Source organism: Aerococcus sp. UBA6277 (assembly GCF_002440555.1).
GTDB lineage: Bacteria > Bacillota > Bacilli > Lactobacillales > Aerococcaceae > Aerococcus.
Map to the genome: position 1 here is coordinate 23312 of NZ_DJUR01000017.1, position 21693 is coordinate 45004.

General features: G+C 39.7%; 19 protein-coding genes and 1 pseudogene. 7 read left to right on the top strand and 13 right to left on the bottom strand.

Annotated elements, in window-relative coordinates; translation table 11 throughout:
• Window positions 1-60: 60 nt before the first annotated feature.
• Both B2V22_RS02925 and ilvB read right to left on the bottom strand, forming a co-directional pair.
• On the bottom strand, window positions 61-315 hold the full coding sequence (locus B2V22_RS02925) for an ACT domain-containing protein (protein ID WP_026465137.1): 255 nt from the start codon (window positions 313-315) through the stop codon (window positions 61-63).
• Complete coding sequence (gene ilvB / locus B2V22_RS02930) at window positions 312-2012, bottom strand: biosynthetic-type acetolactate synthase large subunit (RefSeq protein WP_290490443.1); 1701 nt, start codon at window positions 2010-2012, stop codon at window positions 312-314. The genes B2V22_RS02925 and ilvB overlap by 4 nt, the downstream gene beginning before the upstream one ends.
• Before the next feature lie 385 nt (window positions 2013-2397).
• Between ilvB and B2V22_RS02935 the strand changes: the two genes are divergently transcribed.
• A complete protein-coding gene (locus tag B2V22_RS02935) occupies window positions 2398-3195 on the top strand; it encodes an ABC transporter ATP-binding protein (RefSeq protein WP_290490445.1) in 798 nt (265 codons plus the stop codon).
• 346 nt (window positions 3196-3541) lie between these two features.
• Here B2V22_RS02935 and B2V22_RS02940 read toward each other — a convergent pair whose 3' ends face one another.
• The 9 genes from B2V22_RS02940 to B2V22_RS02980 all read right to left on the bottom strand — a co-directional run bounded on the left by B2V22_RS02940 (window position 3542) and on the right by B2V22_RS02980 (window position 13603).
• Window positions 3542-4576, bottom strand: a complete 1035-nt coding sequence (locus B2V22_RS02940; RefSeq protein WP_290490446.1) for a serine hydrolase — start codon at window positions 4574-4576, stop codon at window positions 3542-3544.
• 336 nt (window positions 4577-4912) lie between these two features.
• Complete coding sequence (gene proS, locus B2V22_RS02945; protein ID WP_290490447.1) at window positions 4913-6373, bottom strand: proline--tRNA ligase; 1461 nt, start codon at window positions 6371-6373, stop codon at window positions 4913-4915.
• Window positions 6374-6723: 350 nt separating this feature from the next.
• Entirely contained in the window at window positions 6724-7233 is a 510-nt protein-coding gene (locus B2V22_RS02950) for an acyl-CoA thioesterase (RefSeq protein WP_290490449.1), read from the bottom strand.
• Window positions 7234-7248: 15 nt separating this feature from the next.
• Window positions 7249-7845, bottom strand: a complete 597-nt coding sequence (locus B2V22_RS02955) for an ECF transporter S component (RefSeq protein WP_290490451.1) — start codon at window positions 7843-7845, stop codon at window positions 7249-7251.
• A gap of 89 nt (window positions 7846-7934) precedes the next feature.
• Window positions 7935-8570, bottom strand: a complete 636-nt coding sequence (locus tag B2V22_RS02960; RefSeq protein ID WP_290490452.1) for an NUDIX hydrolase — start codon at window positions 8568-8570, stop codon at window positions 7935-7937.
• Window positions 8571-8615: 45 nt separating this feature from the next.
• Window positions 8616-9269 carry a fructose-6-phosphate aldolase gene (gene fsa / locus B2V22_RS02965; RefSeq protein WP_290490454.1) on the bottom strand — a complete coding sequence of 218 codons (654 nt, stop codon included), beginning with the start codon at window positions 9267-9269 and terminating at the stop codon, window positions 8616-8618.
• Window positions 9270-9333: 64 nt separating this feature from the next.
• Window positions 9334-11328 (bottom strand): transketolase, encoded by a 1995-nt coding sequence (gene tkt, locus B2V22_RS02970; RefSeq protein WP_290490456.1) that lies wholly within the window; start codon window positions 11326-11328, stop codon window positions 9334-9336.
• Between the two features lie 127 nt (window positions 11329-11455).
• Entirely contained in the window at window positions 11456-12262 is an 807-nt protein-coding gene (locus B2V22_RS02975) for a Cof-type HAD-IIB family hydrolase (RefSeq protein ID WP_290490458.1), read from the bottom strand.
• Window positions 12263-13603: an alpha-amylase family glycosyl hydrolase gene (locus tag B2V22_RS02980; protein ID WP_290490460.1), complete on the bottom strand. Its 1341-nt coding sequence runs from the start codon at window positions 13601-13603 to the stop codon at window positions 12263-12265.
• 299 nt (window positions 13604-13902) lie between these two features.
• Here B2V22_RS02980 and B2V22_RS02985 point away from each other — a divergent pair, with 299 nt between their 5' ends.
• From B2V22_RS02985 to B2V22_RS03005, 5 genes and pseudogenes are all read left to right on the top strand, one after another.
• The gene (locus B2V22_RS02985; protein WP_290490462.1) at window positions 13903-15375 is read left to right on the top strand and encodes an NCS2 family permease; all 1473 of its coding nucleotides are present in this window, start codon (window positions 13903-13905) and stop codon (window positions 15373-15375) included.
• 281 nt (window positions 15376-15656) lie between these two features.
• Window positions 15657-16781: an L-lactate oxidase gene (gene lctO / locus B2V22_RS02990; RefSeq protein WP_290490464.1), complete on the top strand. Its 1125-nt coding sequence runs from the start codon at window positions 15657-15659 to the stop codon at window positions 16779-16781.
• 207 nt (window positions 16782-16988) lie between these two features.
• Window positions 16989-17135, top strand: coding sequence for a hypothetical protein (locus B2V22_RS02995; RefSeq protein WP_290490465.1), 147 nt, complete (start codon window positions 16989-16991; stop codon window positions 17133-17135).
• Between the two features lie 27 nt (window positions 17136-17162).
• Window positions 17163-17810 carry a DsbA family oxidoreductase gene (locus B2V22_RS03000; RefSeq protein ID WP_290490467.1) on the top strand — a complete coding sequence of 216 codons (648 nt, stop codon included), beginning with the start codon at window positions 17163-17165 and terminating at the stop codon, window positions 17808-17810.
• Window positions 17811-17932: 122 nt separating this feature from the next.
• Window positions 17933-18946, top strand: a pseudogene (locus B2V22_RS03005) (IS1595 family transposase).
• Window positions 18947-19006: 60 nt separating this feature from the next.
• Here B2V22_RS03005 and B2V22_RS03010 read toward each other — a convergent pair.
• Together B2V22_RS03010 and B2V22_RS03015 are read right to left on the bottom strand one after the other, a co-directional pair.
• On the bottom strand, window positions 19007-19666 hold the full coding sequence (locus tag B2V22_RS03010; protein ID WP_290490469.1) for a Type 1 glutamine amidotransferase-like domain-containing protein: 660 nt from the start codon (window positions 19664-19666) through the stop codon (window positions 19007-19009).
• Window positions 19667-19787: 121 nt separating this feature from the next.
• Window positions 19788-20561, bottom strand: coding sequence for a hypothetical protein (locus B2V22_RS03015; protein ID WP_290490497.1), 774 nt, complete (start codon window positions 20559-20561; stop codon window positions 19788-19790).
• Between the two features lie 212 nt (window positions 20562-20773).
• On the opposite strand from B2V22_RS03015, the gene B2V22_RS03020 reads away from it, so the two are divergent.
• Window positions 20774-21667 (top strand): putative RNA methyltransferase, encoded by an 894-nt coding sequence (locus tag B2V22_RS03020; protein ID WP_290490471.1) that lies wholly within the window; start codon window positions 20774-20776, stop codon window positions 21665-21667.
• The last annotated feature ends 26 nt before the right edge of the window (window positions 21668-21693 follow it).

The window sequence follows — 21693 nt, forward strand, 5'->3', positions numbered from 1 at the left end:
TTTGCCTCCATATATGTTCTGTCGAGTGTTCTTGTGTCAATTCTTTGAAAAATAGCTATCCTAACCAAGTTCAGATGGGTCTAGCTGTGTTGCACTCACCACATCCACTTGCTTCAATAATTGTCTGGTCAAAAGAGTCGCCGCTTCCAAATCTTGGAAATTAATCCCAATCGTAATATAGGAAATCGCCGGATCGTCCGTCCCTGCTAGGGTTAAAGTATCAATGTTATAACGCGGTTTAAGGACAACTTGTGTCACCCGGTTTAAAACACCAGGTCTATTCACTACTTTTAATCGGATAAATTGAAAGATCATGACAAGCCCTCCATTTCATTATTTGCCTTGCCAGATGGCACCATCGGGGTAACCCGTTCGTACTTATCAATCAAGACTTCTAATACATAAGCCCCGTCATAAGCCAACATCTCATCTACCGCCGCCTGCATATCCGCTGGGTCCGTTACCTTAGCCGCCTTCACGCCTAAAGCTTCCGACAGCTTCACGAAGTCTGGCAAGCTCGACCCAAATTCAGAATGTGAATAACGGTCTGAATAGAAAGCATGTTGCCACTGATGCACCATCCCAAGCACCGTATTATTTAAAATAATAAATTTCGGTTGAATGCCATAATGTTGGATGATATTCAATTCTTGGTTGGTCATTTGGAAACCACCGTCACCGATGATCCCTACAACAGGATGCTTCTCATCCGCCGCAAATGCCGCGCCAATTGTTGCCGGCACCCCGTATCCCATAGTCCCTAGTCCACCTGACGTTAAGTTTTGGCCAGGGAATTGGTAAGGATAATACTGGGCAGCCCACATTTGGTGTTGGCCAACGTCGGTCACGATATAGGCCTGACCGTTCGTCGCCTTTCCTAAGTAATCCAGTACCGCTTGTGGTCGAATCGCGTCTATCATCTCAGGCACCCGAGTAGGATGTAAGGCTTGGTTATCCGCTTGGTGAGCCAACCAGTCCGTCTTATCAGACCAGCCCTCAATAGCCTCTTGTAAAAGGGCCTCCAAAGCCGATTTAGCATCTGCCAGTAAGGCAATATCTGGTTCCATAATCTTGCCAATCTCCGCTAGATCAATATCCACATGGATAATCTTGGCATCCGGCGCAAAATTGTCAGGATTAGAAGCCACCCGGTCGTCGAAACGGCTACCAATATTCAAGAGACAATCTGTCTCCATCAAGGCCATATTGGCTGCATACGTTCCGTGCATCCCCGCTAGCCCTAAGTTTAGGGGGTCATCACTAGCAAGTAAGCCAATCCCTAGTAGGGTATGGGTTACCGGGATATTATACCGGTGAGCAAAGTCGCGTAGTTCTTGGTGGGCTTCAGATTTCACCACACCGTTCCCTACTAACAACAAAGGTTTTTCCGCTGCAAGTAAAGCTTCCTTAATCGCAGCTACAGCCTCCAAGTCTCCCTCATGATCCATGTTGTAGCCTGGTAAGTCGAACCGATCATCAATATCTTCTAAAGCTACTTCCTGCACCCCGATATCTTTAGGGATATCTACTAGGACAGGTCCTTTACGACCGGAATTTGCTAAGTAGAAAGCTTCTTTGATGATGCGCGGAATATCTTTAGCATCTTCAACTTGATAGGCATATTTCGTGATTGGCGTCATTAAAGAGACAACGTCGGTTTCCTGAAAGGCATCTTTCCCGATACCAGATGTCGTAACCTGGCCCGAAATGACGACTAGAGGCACCGAATCCATCTGCGCTGTCGCCACCGCAGTGACAATATTTGTCGCTCCCGGTCCACTAGTTGTCACCGCTACACCCACTTGGCCAGCCACGCGGGCGTAACCATCTGCCATGTGACCAGCACCTTGTTCATGACGAGCTAAGACGTGATTGACATTCTGGCGGAAAAATTCATCGTATATATGTAAAGCTGCACCACCAGGATAGCCAAAAATAATCTCTGCACCTTGATCACGCAAGGCATTGACGAGCAATTCCGTTCCTATACTGGTCTTCTTCGTTCTCTCCACATGAGCACCCCATTTCTTTAAAATTTCATTTCCTTGGTATTGAAAGCAATAAAAAAGGCATCCCACAAACAGTATGTGGGATGCCAAGTCCCACTCAACATCGAATAGGACTCAAATTAACAGTAGTTAATTCCAGTCCTACGTCACGATAATGACTACAATATTAAAATTCGCTTCTTTGAACGATTTCATAATGAGTGAAACTCCTCTCGTCTTTTTGAATGATTCAATAACGAAAGTATACTGAGAACTCTTTAACTTGTCAATGGGTATTTTTAATTATTTTCTCATTTATATATCTGTAATTCGCCATATTGACTTTCTTACTTGGTATGATAAGTTTAATTTAATAGAATATTCGACTACATTCAGAAAGGACACGCCCGTGACATCAACCACAAGAAAAACCATCATCGAACTCGACAATATCTGCTTCAACCGCCAAGATAAGGCCATATTAAAAAACATCCAATGGACCATCAACCAGGGGCAACACTGGGCCTTACTTGGTTTGAATGGGTCTGGTAAGTCGTCCATCATCAACATTCTAACCGGCTACAATTTTCCTTCTAGCGGTCAGGTGAAGGTTCTTGACCAGTTATTTGGCGTATCCTCAATCCCTGACCTACAAAAACGAATCGGCATCGTTTCTGCTTGGATCAACCAAGAAATCCCAAGCCACTTATCTGTATTAGATACCATTATTTCGGGTAAATTTGCCAGTCTAGGCCTTTATCAAAAAGTGACGGATTCTTTAATCCAGGAAGCTGAAGACCTCTTAGACACCTTTAATTTTACAGCATTCAAAAATCGAAGAATGGCGACCCTATCTCAAGGTGAACGACAAACCGTTTTGATCTTACGGGCCTTAATGACCCAACCTGAGTTATTAATCTTAGATGAACCTACTAGTGGACTAGATTTATTTTCCCGTGAAAATCTTCTAGCCATGCTGGACAAATTGGCCAAAGAAAAACCAGAAGTCACCCAATTGATGGTGACCCACCATACCGAGGAAATCATTCCACTTTATCAAAAAATTTGTTTATTAAAAGATGGGGAAATCTTTGCCAAAGGTGATCGCCCCTTGATGCTAGACCCAGATAGACTGCATGATTTCTACGGCCAACCAGTACTTTTACGTCCCTTTAAAAAAGGTCGCATTTTGGTAATACCAAAATAATTTATACAAGAACTATCAACCCCTCGGTCTGGCTTTTTCGATTATTGATTTTAAGAAAATTTGCTAGGAAAGCTTTTGCCTCGGCTTTACCTTACTTTCAATATTTTCCATTCACAAGTAAAATAATTTTTTCAAAGAGGCTGATGGCTAAAATCATCAGTCTTTTTTGACGTATTAAAACTACCATGCAGTATTGCACGATATCTTTAAACGACATTTATGGTACCCAAAAAGCCGCGATAGTTCATCACGGCTTTGATAGGTATATAATTATTTGAGCTTTTGACGAAATGAATATCACCCAAATATTGACAATAGGTTTCGAAACGTATGTGAATTCTAAGTCCTATTCATAGTTTGCGCGGTAGTATTGGTTAACACGCAAATTTAAGTTTTCCAAGAAGCCTGTACCATCTGTTAGGCCGTCTGTTAAAGCAACTAGGCTATATTGGGCTTCGTCGTTTTCATAGTAGATACCACCGTCATTTAAGGCAGTACCGTAGTTACCATATTTATTCGCCATCAGCTCACTGTTGACGTATGTTGTAAACAAGCGGTCTGGTGAAGTATTCAATAGGTAATCAACAATCGGTTGGTAGGTATCGTCAGTAGCCAACAAGTTGTAGTAAGCAGACAATAATTCAGCGGATATGATGTTATTGTCATAGAAGCCGTCATCAATTGTGACGTCTACACTATTCGCGACATTTGTTTTGAAGGCATTTGATCCATAAACTTCGTTGTAGTAGCTAATCAACATATTGGTTGCCGTATTATCTGAATGCATTAATGAATCGGCCATCAATTCTTCAATTGTATAGGCTGCTTGACCCGTGCCATTACCTACTGCGGCAGTAATGGTACCGTCACCCTCTTCATAGTCTTCGTATGTATAGGTAACCTCTGTATTCCAATCAACAGATCCTTCTTCAATCGCATCTACATACATTACCGCTAGCGGTAACTTAATCGTAGATGCGGCAGTTTGGAAGGTACTTTCGTTGATTGTGTAGCTTTCGCCAGTTTTAAAGTTGGTATATTGTAGCGAAACTTGGCTTTCATCTACCCCAAACTCTGCCATTGTTGCTTCAATCACTTCACCTATTGAGACGTATTGACTAATATCGATTAGTTCAATACCTGACGCTTGCATTAAATCCAGATTATATACTTCTTCATTACTTAAGGTTAGAGGGGTATTACTTAAAGATTCGCTCGCAGTAGATTCGTCTACTGTGGCTGTTAATGAATCGCTTGATGCATCCCCTTCACCCTCATCATTATATTTAAATATAGCAATTAATACCGCTATTAAAGCCACCCCTAGAACGAAGAAGGGCACTAGCGGTTTAATACTAGATTTTTTTCTTCTTTTCGACATGCATTACTCCTTATTCATTTTTAATATCCTATGGTCGTCATTCCATGCATTTGCATTTTAACAATAAAATATGATTATATTGTGACAAATTGTCACTTAATATGAATGAATGATGTTTTATATTTTAAGAGTATGTTAATTCTATATCTCATCACAAAAAAACAGAGTTGTGATTTCATATCACAACCCTATTCTCTTTAACATTGCTCACATTATCGGGTTTAAAAAGTCAGAATTTCCCGACGTTTCCAAAAATACGCCAATTACTTGCAGTAATTGTTCGGCTTTTGGTCCAACGCGGTTATTCTTAGCGACTTTTTTCACACCTACCTATCATTAATAAGCGCGTGCGTACCATACTGTGTATTTAGCCGGTTTACCTGAATATAGGTCGACTGTTTTCTCAACTGGTGGGTTGAATGGGATATTACGTGAAGTAAATCCTGTTGCTTCTTTGATGGCTGCTTCTGATTCGTCAGTACCATCCCAACCAGCTAAGATCCATCCTGGACGTTCGCCGTTTTCTTCGCAAGCTTCAAGGTGAGCGGTTAATTGATCCATTGTATCAATATCAAAGTGCTCATTTTCAGCGCGGAAGGCTACGGCTTTATCGTAAAGACGTTGGTGCATGTCATCAAAGCGTGTGTTGATTTCAGTTACTAAGTCTCCGTCTAATGAGAAGGCTTCTTTACCATTAACATCACGCATTTTAATCATGACTTGGTTGTTTTCCATATCACGTGGACCAAATTCAATCCGTAATGGTACACCGTGTACTTCAGACTCATTGAATTTATAACCTGGTGAGTTGTTTGAATCATCAAGGTTTACGCGTAAGCCAGCTGCTGATAAAGTGGCTTTAATTTCTTGTAATTTCTCAAGTACTTGTGGATTTTTCTTGATATTGCCAACAGGGATTAGGGATACTTGTGTACCGGCAACGCGTGGCGGTAAGACTAACCCTTGTTCGTCACCGTGGATCATGATCATGGCACCGATTAAACGAGTTGATGAACCCCAAGATGTTGTGTGTACGTATGTATGTTGGTTATCTTCATTCAAGAATTTAATATCAAAAGCTTCCGCAAAGTTTTGACCTAAGTAGTGAGAAGTCCCTGCTTGGATGGCTTTTGTATCTTTTGTCATCGCTTCGATTGAGAAAGTATCAACCGCACCCGCAAAGCGCTCTGATGGTGTTTTTTGCCCTTCGTAAACTGGCATCGCAAATACTTCTTTTACCAATTGTGTATAGTAGTGCAACATTTTCATGGTACGTTCGCGTGCTTCTTCTTCATTCGCATGCGCTGTATGACCTTCTTGCCATAAGAATTCTGACGTACGGATGAATGGTAATGTCCGTTTTTCCCAGCGGAATACGTTAGCCCATTGGTTTAATTCCATTGGTAGGTCACGGTATGAGTTGATCCAGTCAGACATAGCGTTTCCGAATAAAGTTTCAGAAGTTGGACGTAATGCCAATGGCTCTTCTAATTTTTCCTCACCTGCTTCAGTTACCCATGGCAATTCAGGGGCGAAACCTTCTACGTGGTCAGCCTCTTTCTCGAAGAAGTGTTTTGGAATTAACATTGGGAAGTAGGCGTTACGAATACTTTCCTTCTTCAACATTTCATTGAAGGCATCTTTATATGATTCCCATAATAAAAAGCCATCTGGTTTAAAAATCATTGTCCCACGGGCAGGACCGTAATCCATCAAATCACCCTGTTGAATTGCTTGTAAATACCATTTTGAAAAATCTGTTTGTTGTAAATTTTCTGTTGCTTCTTGCTTCGCCATTTTCATGCTCCTTTTAAAAATATTCCTGTAACCAAAAAGAGCATCCCATCCATAAAGGACGAAATGCTCGCGGTGCCACCTTTTTTAGCCAGGAAATCCATCGTCCCCAGCTCTCTCAAATGCGTTAACGGCGCCACCGCGCCTCTTTCAAGGCGACTTTTATCTGTAGTAGGTTCATGTAGTCAGTGGGGATATGCTTACACCTGGTCACATCTCGCTTACTCCTTAACAACACTACTAGTCTACAAATCGTTTATTTATTCGTATAGCTTACAGCCTATATTTTGCTTGATTGCCCGCTAAAAGTCAATATCTCAAGTCCTTTTCCATTGAAAAAAGGCGCCCATTCCTTAATCTAGCAACTCAACTGTTAGCTGATTGATCAATTCTTTAGTGGCTTGACGATTGTCAGCGTGTGCCGTTTTCCGGGTTTCATAACCATTACATAGATAGATTTCCTCATCTGTATGCGGCACAACTGCTGGTAAGTGATAGTCGTTATCTACATAATCTTTCAAAACTACGTAGGTTAAAAAGGCAGTCGCAGCTAAATACCGCTCGCCTGTGCGATTTTCGCCAATCACCTTAGCAAAAATCTCCATTGACCGTTTACCTGCACCCGTTACATAAGTTTCAACGTGGGCAATATCCCCTTCTGGTAAGGGTGCTAAGAAATTAATATTATCCATGTTGGCAGTCATAGTACCAAAATCTGTCAGTCGACCCGCCGAAACAGACGCCACGTTATCCATAATATATAACAATTGACCCCCGTACATGTTTTTGTAGAAATTGGTTTGATTAGGCATAATTCGATGTGATTGTACTGCCTTTGTTCGTTTGCAAGTTACTTGTGTCATAAATCTGACCTCCATTTAATCATTCATTCCGGACCTTTTAAGTGATTTACTTAAGGGTAACGATAGAATAGGCGTTAAAATCCCTGAAGTGACAGCTTCTAATAAACCATTACTACCAATAGTAACTAAAAAAGTAGCAATTAAAGCAGATGTTGGGATATTTAGCGCATTCGCATAAGCTTCTGCTGAAAATAGGTAAATCGCACCTAAAACAGTAACTGTATTCACAATAGAGCCGATAACACCTGTAATGATAAATTTTGTTCTATCTTTTACCTTACCATCAAGATAGACAGCTAACCAACCTGAAATCAAACCAACTAACATCCTCGGAATAACGGATACCAAAGGGTTCAAGAATACCACTGACATGATATCTGGCACAATCGCCGCCTTAATCATCCGTAGAATACCCCAAGAAGCACCGAGGATAAGTCCTGTTTGTGGCCCAAATAAACTAGCCCCGATAATCACTGTTAAGTGAATAATAGTTGCCTGGACTGGTCCAATCGGGATATAGCCTATTCCAGGAACAAAAGTTTGAATAATTAAAATCGCCAACATCAAACTAATCACAGTTAATCTGGCGGTCCGTTCTTTTTGATGATCCATAATAAACCTCGATATCTAAATTTATAATATATGTGGCGTTATCATACCATGAATTCACGCCACAATAAAAGGCTAACATTAAGCTAGCCCTACTTGTCATCCTGATTAAATGAAAGATGCTTACCCTTCAGTATGTCCACGAAACGAGCAGTTAATTTAGCAGTCATTCCCCATAAATATTCTCCTTGAATATTGTAAAAATGAATTCCCCGTTGTTCAGATCGGCCAAAATTATATTGTTTCCCACCTGGAATTAGGTCAAAGGGGAAATCATCCGCCACTTGTCGGTGGTGGGCCACATTATGGACGTCAGGTACCATGGTCTTCAACTCACTCAAAGGGATGGTAAAAACATGGTCCACTTCATACTTATTGAGGGTTAAATCATCCAAACTTTCAATGGCTAATTCACCCACATAACAACCAATAATCCGTTTGCCCATGACAATATAATCCATTTCACCAACCACGTTGATCTTATCAGGGCTTAACCCTAACTCCTCCGTCGTTTCACGGACAGCGGCTTGCTCAAACCCTTCGCCCGCCTCTACCCGACCACCAGGAAAAGCGGCATCCCCCGCTTGGGAAATGCCGTTTGCCCTGTGTTCGAATAAAATATGCCATTCCCCATCCAATTTTGCTAGGGGAATTAAGACAGCATAAGCCTTCTCAGCGTCGAGAGGGCGAGGTTTGTAGGTTTCAAAGATACGTCTAACCTCATCCATCACAATCGCCCTTCCTTCAACTGATGCTTATCTTTTGATAATAAATTATTTGTCGCGGTTTTGGTAAGCTTCCCAGTCAGCTGTAAAGCCATCGATACCTTTGTCAGTTAAGACGTGACCCCATAATTTAGGGAATAGGCTACCTGGGATAGTACCAATGTGAGCGCCTGCTAAAGCAGAACCTTCAAAGTGGGCAATATGACGGATAGATGCAGCAATAATTTCAGCTTCGTAACCGTAGATATCCAATACTTCACGTAATTCAGCAATTAATTTCAAGCCATCCTGACCTAAGTCATCGATACGACCGATAAATGGCGAAATGTAAGTAGCACCAGCTTTAGCCGCCATTAAACCTTGAGAAACTGAGAAGATCAAAGTAACGTTTGTTTTGATACCTTCTTTAGAAAGTGTGTTAACAGCTTTCAAACCAGCTTCAGTCATAGGGATTTTAACTACAACGTTGTCAGCCCATTTAGCGATTGCATGTGCTTCTTCAACCATTTCTTCGTAAGTTAAACCAGTAACCTCAGCAGAAACCGGACCATCAATTGTACCAGCAATGTCTTTGATTACTTCTTCAAAATCGCGTCCTTCTTTAGCCACTAGAGATGGGTTAGTTGTTACACCGTCAACTAAACCCAAGTCATTAATTCGTTTAATTTCGTCAATATTTGCAGTATCTAAGAAAAATTTCATTTTTCATATGCCTCCTGTTAGCTAATTCATGACTGATATATTTACAAAGGTGGTAGCTGACGAATTAGTCAGCTAAACCTTTATAAGTATTGGCAACATTTTCAGGTGTAAAGCCGTATTCTTCTTGGATTAAAGCACCTTTACCTGAAGCACCAAAGCGGTCAATACCAACGATTGCACCGTTTAAACCTGTATATTTCGCCCAACCGAATGAAGAACCCATTTCAACTGCTACACGTTTAGTGATTGCTTTTGGCAATACAGACTCTTTGTAAGCTTCGTCTTGTGCATCGAAGATTTCTTGAGACGGCATAGAAACAACAGATACGTTGATGCCTTCTTCAGCTAATTGCGCTTGTGCTTCAATCGCTAAGCTCACTTCAGAACCAGTCGCGATTAAGATACCTTCTTGTTCGCCGGCAGCTGGTGAAATCACGTAAGCACCTTTACGAACGCCTTCTTCAGCGTTTTCTTTAGTCCCTTCAATAACCGGTAAGTCTTGACGAGTTAAAACTAACATGGTTGGTGTTTCTTCTGATTCTAAAGCTAATTTCCAAGCCACACCTACTTCGTTTCCATCTGCAGGACGAACAACATTTACATTGTGCATTGCACGGAATGAAGCTAATTGTTCAACTGGTTCATGGGTAGGTCCATCTTCACCAACACCAATTGAGTCATGCGTAAATACATAAGTCACTGGTAATTTAGAGATTGCCGCTAAACGAACTGCTGGACGTAAGTAGTCAGAGAAAACGAAGAATGTACCTGCGTATGTTTTAGAACCGCCGTGTAAAGCAATACCGTTCATAGCTGCACCCATTGCAAATTCACGCACACCATACCAAATGTTACGGCCTTGGTATGAACCTGCTTGGAATTCTTCGTCTGCATCATTCATAGTGTTGTTAGATGAAGATAAGTCAGCTGACCCTCCCCAGAATTCTGGTAATGCTTTACCAATTTCTTGGATAGCTGCTTGAGAAGTTTTACGGCTAGCTGCTGCTTGACCAACTTCGTATACAGGAATGTTTGCATCCCAACCTTCAGGTAACTTACCAGCATAAGCACGCTCGTATTGGGCTGCTAATTCTGGATAAGCTGCTTTATAGTCAGCGAATAATTGGTTCCAAGCTTCTTCTTCAGATTGACCACGAGATTCGACAACTTCATTGAAACGGTCGTAAACTTCTTGAGGAATATCGAATGCATCATAGTCCCAACCAAATTTTTTCTTAGCGAAAGTAGAACCTTCAGCACCTAATGGCGCACCGTGAACACCAGAAGTACCTTGTTTTTCAGCCCCGAAACCAATAATTGTTTTGATTTCAATCAATGTTGGTTGATCAGTGTTGGCTTTAGCTTGTTCAATTGCTGTGTTAATAGCAACTAAGTCATTACCATCTTTTACTAAAATGTGTTCCCAACCGTAAGCTTTGAAACGGTCACCAACATTTTCAGTGAAGGCCTTAGAAGTAGGACCATCTAATGAAATGTCATTTGAATCGTATAAAGCAATTAATTTATTCAATTTTAAATGACCAGCTAGAGATGCCGCTTCTTGCGTAACACCTTCCATTAAGTCACCGTCACCAACTAGGGTGTAAGTAAAATGATCCACAACATTAAAATCATCTTTGTTGTAAATAGCCGCGTCATGCGCTTCAGCCATAGCCATACCAACTGCGTTAGCAAAACCTTGACCTAATGGACCTGTTGTTGCTTCTACACCGTCAGTTTCGTGTACCTCTGGATGTCCAGGGGTTTTCGATCCGAATTGACGGAAGTTTTTCGTATCTTCCAAAGATACATCAAATCCTGATAAGTGAAGTAAGCTATAAAGCATTGCAGAACCATGCCCAGCAGATAATACAAATCGGTCGCGGTTAGTCCATTTACTGTGTTGTGGGTTTTGACGTAGGTGTTTAGACCATAGGGCATATGCCATTGGTGCAGCACCTAAAGGTAAACCTGGGTGTCCAGAATTCGCCTTATCCACCATATCTGTGCTTAAAGCACGAATAGCGTTTGTTGCTAAAATATCCGTGTTGTCAAACATTCATTTCACTCCTTAAAATCTGTTCAATTTCTCATTTAAAGTTGACAGCTTGTCATAGCTACAGTATAACAAAGTTTCTAATAAATCACTATTCTTAGGGATTAGAACTTATCGTTCATTCAGAATTTTATTGAGCATCGAAAACTAATTTTTCTAATGCTTTTGCAATCCCTTCATCATCATTGGATGCTGTTACGTATTGGGCATTGTCTTTTAATTCGTCAATTGCGTTACCCATAGCAACCCCACAACCAGCCCATTTAATCATGGATAAATCATTCGCTTGATCACCAAAGGCCATTGTTTCACTTTGATCAATACCTAAGCTTTCTGCTAACTTAGCTAAAGCTTCTCCCTTGTCAACGCCTTTTGGCATGATTTCTAAGAAGAATGGCTCAGATTTCATGATCGAGTATTTTTCGAACAATTCAGGGTCCAACGTTGCGATAAAGGCGTCTAATTTCCCAGGTTCAGCCGTAATCATGACTTTGGGTGCCGTAATTTCTCCATCATAGAAATCGACCGTTCTGATTGCCATTTCATTTAAAGTAGATTCAACCTCTACATATTGATCTTTTGGTTTATCTTGAACAAGCACATATTGATCATCGTGGGCATGCACATCTAAATCATGTTCCTTAGCCAAGTCAACCCATCTTTGTAATTCCGCGTTAGTTAACTCATGGGCATAGACAGTATCATCAGTCGCCACTTCTTTCACCAAGGCGCCATTAAAGCAAGATACGTATGGCACGATTTCTCGGCCCACTAAGTTACCATTCAATAATACCCCTTTGTATGGACGGCCTGAAGAAATCACCACGTGAATCCCTGCTTCATGCAATTTATGCAAGGCTTCTTTGGTTGCTTGTGTGACCTCTTTCTTTGAGTTGACTAAAGTCCCATCAATATCAAACGCGATTAATTTATACATCTATACATTTCCTCCGTCTTCTTTAAAGTACTCCGGCAGTCGCATATCACCTTCATAAGAAATAATGACTGGCTTCTCACCCAAGGTTACACGGCCATTGACGACCCGGTAACTTTCTTTAGTAATTTCATTCTTATATTCGCCGTTGGGTATACCTAATTCAATTGCAGCGGTTTGCCCATCTTCTTTTAACTTGAATACCCCAAACAAATGTTGGTTATAATAATGGTAAGAAAGGACTACAGTCGCTTCCCCTGCTGGCATAATCGTGTAGTAACCACTCTTACAAACTTCTCGTTTCTTAATTTGTGACATACGATTGATCAATGGGGTTAAATCTTGATTAATAGCCCAGTTAATCGTTTCACCGCTTTGGACGTTAAATTGTTCTTTTGCTCCATACTCTTGTCCCATAAATACGCTGGCTATCCCCTTTTGGAAAAAGGAAAAAGCTGTCCAATTTTCTAGTTCACTACCTGGTTTAACACATTCTGCAAAGCGTGGGAATTCCTCAAATTCTAAAGAACGCATACTTACGTATGTATTTGGCATCATCAACTCTTGGTAATTTAAGGTACCAACAAAGTTTTCCAAGGACATATTTCCATGATAAAAACGATTTTTGTAGAATGAACCTGGAATTTGATCAACCACGTCAAAGTTAGGATATAATTCCCCTTCTGTCCAATAAATCATATTCATTTGTTGTAACTTCGTTAGGATAGGTAAAGGCATGGTCGCAGCTACCCAATAGAAATATGGATGAACATCTTCCACTTCAGCGCGTGCTGATGCCCAAAATTCAGGACGAACCAGTTGGGCATGGTTGGCCGCAAACCCATCCACAAATTTCGCCCAATATTTCAAGTTTTCAATCAAGTAATCCCATAATTTAGGATTGGTATAGTCCAAGTCATAAGATGTATCGTAGATGTTTAAACGCGAAATCATATCACCTTTTTCATTGCGCAGGAAGTATTCAGGATGTTCATTGACCAACTCTGAATCTTTCGCCAAATGGAATAATTGAAGGTTTAACATGACCTGCATGCCCATCTCATGGATGGTATCGACTAATTCTTGGAAATCATCAAGGCTACCATATTGCGGTGACACTTCAGAAATATTCTTCACTATTAGGGGATTCCCTTGTAGATTATCTGAAGCCTTCAAATCAGTTGTCGGGAAGATAGACTCCAGTAGAATAATGTCTACACCTAAATCTTTTAACCGTTGTAGTTCCGGAATAATCGATTTAAATGTCCCTTCTTCTGTAAAATTGCGAACAAATAACTTATACAGCGTTTTGTGACGCAACGTTAAATTCGTTACCTTAGCCATGGACGACCTCCTATAGTTAAATGAGACTCTTTTTTTCTTACCTTCATTTTAGCACACGTAACTCAGATTCCTCACCATAATAATTCTTTCTATCATTAAAAACGGTTTTTACCAGTATAGAAAATTCAAATCACCCACTTTCTACCATGGAAATAGCTATCAACTATAAGATAATGCTCATTTTTGCGAACAATAGAAAAATTAATTATACAAATATTCGTGTTTAGTATTGATTTTTTCAAATGAGGCTTTATAATGATAGAAGTAGTTAATTAAATTCATTAAAAGGAGCAAGAAAAGTGAAAAAATTAGAGGAATTTTTCCAATTGAAGGAAAATGGGTCAAACTTCTCAACTGAATTGATTGCCGGTTTATCAACCTTCTTCGCGATGAGTTACATCATTTTTGTTAACCCTGCGATCCTATCTCAAACAGGTATGCCTTACCAAGGTGTCTTCTTAGCAACCATTATTTCATCAGCTTTAGCGACATTGTTTATCGGATTATTTGCTAACGTACCTTACGCATTGGCACCAGGTATGGGATTAAATGCTTTCTTTACTTATACAGTAGTTTTCTCGCTAGGCTTTACTTGGCAAGAAGCATTGGCAATGGTATTTATCTGTGGTTTATTCAACATCTTCATCACAGTCACTAAATTCCGTCAATTAATTATTAAAGCAATTCCTGAATCTTTACAACACGCAATCGGTGCGGGTGTTGGTTTGTTCGTTGCTTATATTGGTGTTAAAAATGCTGGTTTCATCAACTTTACAACTGAAGCAGCAAACATCACAGCTGTTAACGGCCAACCATTTGATGCCTCTCAATCTGTTTTTGAAGGTGGCTTAGCTACAATCAACTCAACCGGTTCAACACTTCCAGCGATTTCAACTTTTACAGATCAAACCTCATTATTAGCTTTATTCGGTTTAATCTTGACCATTATTTTATTATTGAAAAATGTAAAAGGTGCAATATTAATCGGAATCGTTGCTGTTTCAGCTGTCTACGTTATCTTAAACCCCGCTGCTTTAGCCACTGTTAACTTCGACCAATCTGGTTTAGGCGCAGCCTTCCAAGACCTAGGTGTAACTTTCGGAGCTGCTTTTGGTCAAGAAGGCTTACTTTCACTTTTCTCTGATCCATCTCGTTATCCATTAGTGATCATGACAATCTTTGCCTTCTCATTATCTGACGTATTCGATACAATCGGTACCTTCATTGGAACTGGACGAGCATCAGGTATCTTCACTAAAGAAGACATCGACAACATGGACCAATCAAGTGTGATGAATACTAAATTAGACAAAGCGCTATTCGGTGACGTTGTTGGTACCTCATTAGGTGCGGTCTTCGGTACTTCAAATACAACTGTATATGCTGAATCAACTGTTGGTATCTCATTAGGTGGTCGTACTGGTTTAACTTCAGTATTCGTTGCCATCGCCTTCTTCCTATGTGCTTTCATTTCACCATTCGTTGGTTTAGTACCAAGTGCAGCAACTGCACCGGCCTTAATCATCGTTGGTATCATGATGATGTCTGCTATTCGTGAGATTGATTGGACTAGCTTAGAGGTTGCAATTCCTGCCTTCTTCGCTTCTGTATTTATGGCTTATGCTTATTCAATCTCATATGGGATTGCAGCAGGTTTCATCACTTACTGCATCGTGAAGGTAGCACTAGGGAAAACAAAAGAAATCCACCCAATCTTATGGGCGGCTTCATTCTTGTTCTTAGCTAATTTCATCATCTTGGCTATGATCTAAATCATTAGACAAATATTATTAGCTATACCTAAAGACCAGGTTCTCTGGTCTTTTTTTTACTTTTTAGAAACATTTTTGTATACTTTTTCCATTCAACTTGATACCAAATTCCTTTGAATACTGATAAAAACGCAACAGTTCAAGGATTTTTAAGGATACTTTACATAAGTTGATTTTAAAACGATTTACAAACCATTCCCTTTTAACATAATAAGCGCTAAAATAGGAATGTTGATAGATTTGTCATGCTATATTTTATACATTTAGGAGGAGAGAATATAATGAATAACAACGACATAGAATATAATGCACCTAGTGAAGTGAAGTACATTGATGTTGTCAATACTTACGACTTAGAAGAAGAAGCAAGTAAAGTTGTACCACATGGTGGTTTTAACTATATTGCCGGTGCATCTGGTGATGAGTGGACGAAACGTGCTAATGACCGTGCCTGGAAACATAAATTACTATACCCACGTCTAGCGCAAGATGTTGAAGCGCCCGATACAAGTACTGAAATTTTAGGTCATAAAATTAAAGCCCCATTCATCATGGCGCCAATTGCAGCGCATGGTTTAGCCCACGCTACTAAAGAAGCAGGTACTGCACGTGCAGTTTCAGAGTTTGGTACAATCATGTCCATCTCAGCTTATTCTGGTGCAACATTTGAAGAAATTTCTGAAGGCTTAAATGGTGGACCTCGTTGGTTCCAAATTTACATGGCTAAAGATGACCAACAAAACCGTGACATCCTAGATGAAGCAAAAGGTGATGGTGCAACTGCTATTATCCTTACAGCTGACTCAACTGTTTCTGGTAACCGTGACCGTGATGTGAAGAATAAATTTGTTTATCCATTTGGTATGCCAATCGTTCAACGTTACTTACGTGGTACAGCAGAAGGTATGTCATTAAACAATATCTACGGTGCGTCAAAACAAAAAATCTCACCAAGAGATATTGAGGAAATTGCCGCTCATTCTGGATTACCAGTATTTGTTAAAGGTATTCAACACCCTGAAGATGCAGATATGGCAATCAAAGCAGGTGCATCAGGTATCTGGGTATCTAACCACGGTGCTCGTCAACTATATGAAGCTCCAGGTTCATTTGACACCCTTCCAGCTATTGCAGAACGTGTCAACAAACGCGTACCAATCGTCTTTGATTCAGGTGTACGTCGTGGTGAACACGTTGCCAAAGCGCTAGCTTCAGGTGCAGATGTTGTTGCTTTAGGTCGCCCAGTCTTATTTGGTTTAGCTTTAGGTGGTTGGCAAGGTGCTTACTCAGTACTTGACTACTTCCAAAAAGACTTAACACGTGTTATGCAATTAACAGGTTCACAAAATGTGGAAGACTTGAAGGGTCTAGATTTATTCGATAACCCACACGGTTATGAATACTAGATTTTAACAGTAATTTTATATATAAGATGAGGTCAAAGGAAATGTCTACATTTCCTTTGACCTTTTTGTTATCGCTAATAAAGGCGAAAATTTAAGCACCTGTCCTAGTATAAGCAATCCCCTTCACCATAGATACTAGTCTTTGCATTCCTGGATAGACATGCTTATAATACTTACTATAAGTAAATTGTAGAGAGGAGCGTTACCATGGGTATCGAAAGCCGTAAATCTACTGAGTTAGAAGACTTATTTGCCTCTATCGTTAATATTGACGGTGATGGAGATAAGGATAACAATCAAGATGAGCGAAAAAACGAATCTGAAAACGACAAATCAAGCGACGATAATAAATAAACCACTATAAGGGAGCGATTTATCTACATGGAAATTACAATTTGGTCTGACTTTGTATGTCCCTTCTGCTACATTGGGCAAGTACATTTAGAACGCGCAATGGAGAACTTTGCCCACGCTGATGAGATTACAATTGAGCACAAATCATTTGAATTAATGCCTGGTGCAAAACATGATCCAAATAAGAACTTCTACGAATCATTTGCTGATTTAAAAGGCACTACACCTGAAGAAGCGAAACAAATGAACGACCAAGTCAAACAGATGGCAGCTGCTACTGGCTTAAACTTCAATTTTGATATTATGAAAATGGCAGATACCATGCCAGCCCACCGTGTATTCCAATATGCGAAAACACAAGGCAAAGATGACGAATACTTCAAAGCATTCTATACTGCATATTTTGAACAAGGTGCTTTAATCAGCGATGAAGACACTATTATTCGCTTGTCTGAATCTATTGGTTTAGACGGCGATAAAGTCCGTGAGATTTTAGCCAGCGAAGATGAATTCAAAGCTGAAGCCACAGCTGACATCTTCCATGCCGGTGAAGTTGGCGTCCAAGGTGTACCATTCTTTGTATTTAATAATAAATACGCTGTACAAGGTGCCCAACCCGTTGAAGTATTCCAACAAGTTTTAGACCAAGTATACGCAGAAGAACAAGAAGCATAATATAACCTTATTGCCCGCAGCTTATTAGCGGTTTTTTTTGTAAAGGCTGTTTTCGTATAGATTGTTGCTCAGGGAGACATACTATATAATAGAATAATTGATTGTACGGAGGGCTTACAAAGATGTGGATAAATATGTACCGAGACTTTTCAGACCTATCAAAGTAAGAACAACTTCAATTCTTTAATGCTATAAAGAATGATTTATTTTCTGAACCAAAATCTTACAAATCACAATTAGTCAGTGAGCTTCGAGAGACACGCTTTTCTGAAGGATTAGCGTGTATTCATTGTGGAAGTATGTCTGTTAAGCAGAATGGCAAATATCGTTCACGCCGAAGGTATCTCTGTAAGGATTGTGGAAAATCCTTTAACGATATGACTGGAAGCCCATTATCAGGAACAAAGTATCCTCACAAGTGGATTAAATACTTTGAAATGATGGTTGAAGGTTACACATTGCCTAAAATTTCAGAAGCTCTTGAAATACAAATATCTACTGTTTTCTATTGGAGACACAAAATCTTAAACTCAATCCGTTCTCTTGGACATAAAACTTTAAAAGGCATCATTGAAAGTGATGAAACTTTCTTTTTGGAGCGCAATAAAGGTAAAAAGATTATTTCACATAGAACTTCCCCGCAAACGTGGTGGTGTAGCCGAAAACGTGGTATCTCTAAGGAGCAGATATGCGTAGTAGTTGCACACGATAGAAACGGATAAATCTTATCACAGATGGCTAGTAAAGGTCGAATTACACCCGTTGAATTAGACAAGGTGTTAGGAAGTCATATTGACACCTCTGCTTTGTTATGCTCAGATACAGCTACGAATTATAAGAAGTTTGCAACTATGAAAGATCTTCAACACGAAGTTATCAATGTAAGTAAAAAAGTGTATAAAAGAAAAGGAATCTATCATATTCAACACGTCAGCGGGTATAACAAACGCTTGAAGAAATGGATGGATAGATTTCAAGGTGTGTCAACTAAATATCTTGATAACTACCTTTTTTTGCATCGGTTTCTTGAACTTAATAAAAAGTTTCCGTTTCAAGAACGCGTGAAAGAAATGCTTCTCGGTTCTTGTCAAGGGATGAATTTTACCACAATTGATGATACTAGAAAAACTGCTTAAAGATGATACGAACTAAAAAGAACCGTACAATTAATGAATATGTACAGCTAAATAATGCTTTTAATTTATTTTTCTTATGATGTCATTTTCTACACTATAAACACCACAACCTTCAATAGATTCAAGATATCCGTTTAGAAGGTAAACACAAGTGTTTTCATCTATACCATAATTTATTTGGTTATTAAATTTATTGACTGCGTTTCTTAAATGAGTTTCATCATTCCATTGTGAAAAGTGTACAGCAATCAATACATCAGATATTAAACCCAATCCCCTTCTGTATTGAAATTCGTTTTGTTCGTTATCTTTAGGAGAAATAATACAGTGTTCAGGACTTATTAAAGCACCTGCCGAAAACCCAGCAATAGGGTTACCTAGTTCATAGATTTCTTTTATGGTGTAAGAAATAGCGGTCTCAACAATGTAGTCAGCATATAAATTCGTATTCCCTCCGCCAATAATGAGTCCTGAACTATTTTTTAAACAAGTTATAACCTTTTCAATAGGTGTTGAAGGAAGGGGTAAATAATAGAATTCATTTAATCCTAATTCCTCCAATGCTTGTGTATATTTGGGCATATATTGTTCCCAACCGTCCCTTTCTATAAATAAAATTGAGACGGGAGCATTTGTTGTTGATGCTTTTATTACAAACTGTTTTGTCATATTTAATGTGAATGGAGGACCGCCTCCAAAAAGAAATAAATGTTTATCCATCGTATCACCTTCGTTTTTTATAGAATACTGTAACATTCATTATATTATAGCAACAATCTTTTAGAAAACAGCCTTTGTAAAAGAAAAAGGCTAGGGCAACAGGACCCCAGCCAATAATTACTTATAATTGTGAATTTGTGTCTAATGGATATACAGGTGTTCGTTCATTGATTTGCCAATGAAGAACGATAAAGGTCGCAATCCAAACAGCTGCAATATCCAGGCCCAGACGAGCGAGTAAGTCAAAAATGCCGACATCATAACGTAGATACATCATGGCATAATTGGCTACTGCAATCCAAGCAAAAAATTGTAGGGCAAATTGGTTGGTCTTCCCAATCTGATTTTGACGTACAATAAACCGCTGTACTGCTCCAAAAGATAAGCCAATCGCAAGCCCCATAATACCGGCCCAAAGAATAGCTACTGGTAACTGCCCATCATCCGCTCCATAAATATCTAGGCCTAGATAAGCTACTAGCCTCATAATCGCAAAAACCAGTATATAGACATGTAAACCTCTCGTATAGAAAAAGGGTTTTGGTTTATACATCAACCGTTGGCGAGCCATTAACCGGTAAATCAGCTGACCTTGTATCATAAAAATCAAAATTGCTTTAATCGGATTGATTACCCAGTCCATCTCCACTAAATGTGGCAAGGGTTCAGCCCCGTAAACTAAGAAAATCAACAATTCGGAGATGACATAAAGCGTTACTTTTGCCCCTTTCGTTCCTGGCAAACGAAAGTCAACCAAATAATACGCATATGTCATGAACGTATAAATCACTAAATAAATTACGAATAAAGCTGGATAATAGAACCCCTGTTGAACCGCCAAACCATCCCCAAGGATCGCTTGAAAACTAGGATTTGGGAACCACATTTCCAGCATCACATGCAAGAGGCTCATCACACTAGCTATAAATCCACTATATAGCCATCTTTTATTTCTATTTCGCATATTCCCTCACTTCTCAAACCATTATGAAAAGCTAGCATGAACAAAAAGATAGCTAGCATTAAACATATGGATCATCATTAATAAGTCTATTCTAACATGCTATAATAAAAGTGAGAACTATGACAAATTCAAAAAGGTGACCTATGGAATCAAAACGAACACAAGCAATTCAAAAATTTAATTACTGGGCTACACGCATGACCTGCCCTATCTGCAAAAGCAATCTTTCTTTTAGCCATAATCAAGTCCGTTGCGATCACAATCACAGCTTTGATATCGCTAAACAAGGTTATATTAACCTTGCACCTAATCACCAAGAAGCACACTACAACAGCGACCTATTCACTGCTCGCCAACGAATCATGCAAGACGCAAATCTATACGCCGGTGTTTACCAACAAATCTTAGACCTATTAACTGAAAAAGGGGTAGACTTGTCGCAAGTTAGCAACCTAATTGACTTAGGCACTGGAGAAGGTAGCCACCTCCACCAACTAGCGCAAATTTGGCAGGCAAATGTGGCCGACAATCAAGATCAAATGCCACAATTCCTAGGCTTAGACTTAGCTAAAGATGGTATCCTTTCCGCTGCCAAACACTACACCAACGCCCTTTGGGTGGTTGCTGATTTAAGTAAATTACCCTTTAAAGATGGACAAGTAGAGGGTGCGCTTACCATCCTTTCACCCTCTAACTACGCTGAACTGAACCGAGCACTTTCAGACCAAGGTTGGGCCCTAAAAATTGTACCTGGCCCTAACTATTTAAAAGAATTACGGGAAATCATTCTACCAGTGGATGAACAAAAACAAGACGCTTCTGCATCCATCTCTAAATTCAAAGCAACCTTCAGTGACTTTGGTAAAAGCCACTACCAACAATATCGACCATTAAATAAAGAGCAGGTACGCGATTTAATTCAAATGACACCGTTAATGTGGCATGCGAATGAGCATCAATTGATAGAAGCTATGGCATTAACTGGTATTAGCATTGACTTACAGATTCTATTTGGACGCAAAAAGGAAAAGGTTTAACCTTTTCCTTTTTTAGTCTATTTCAC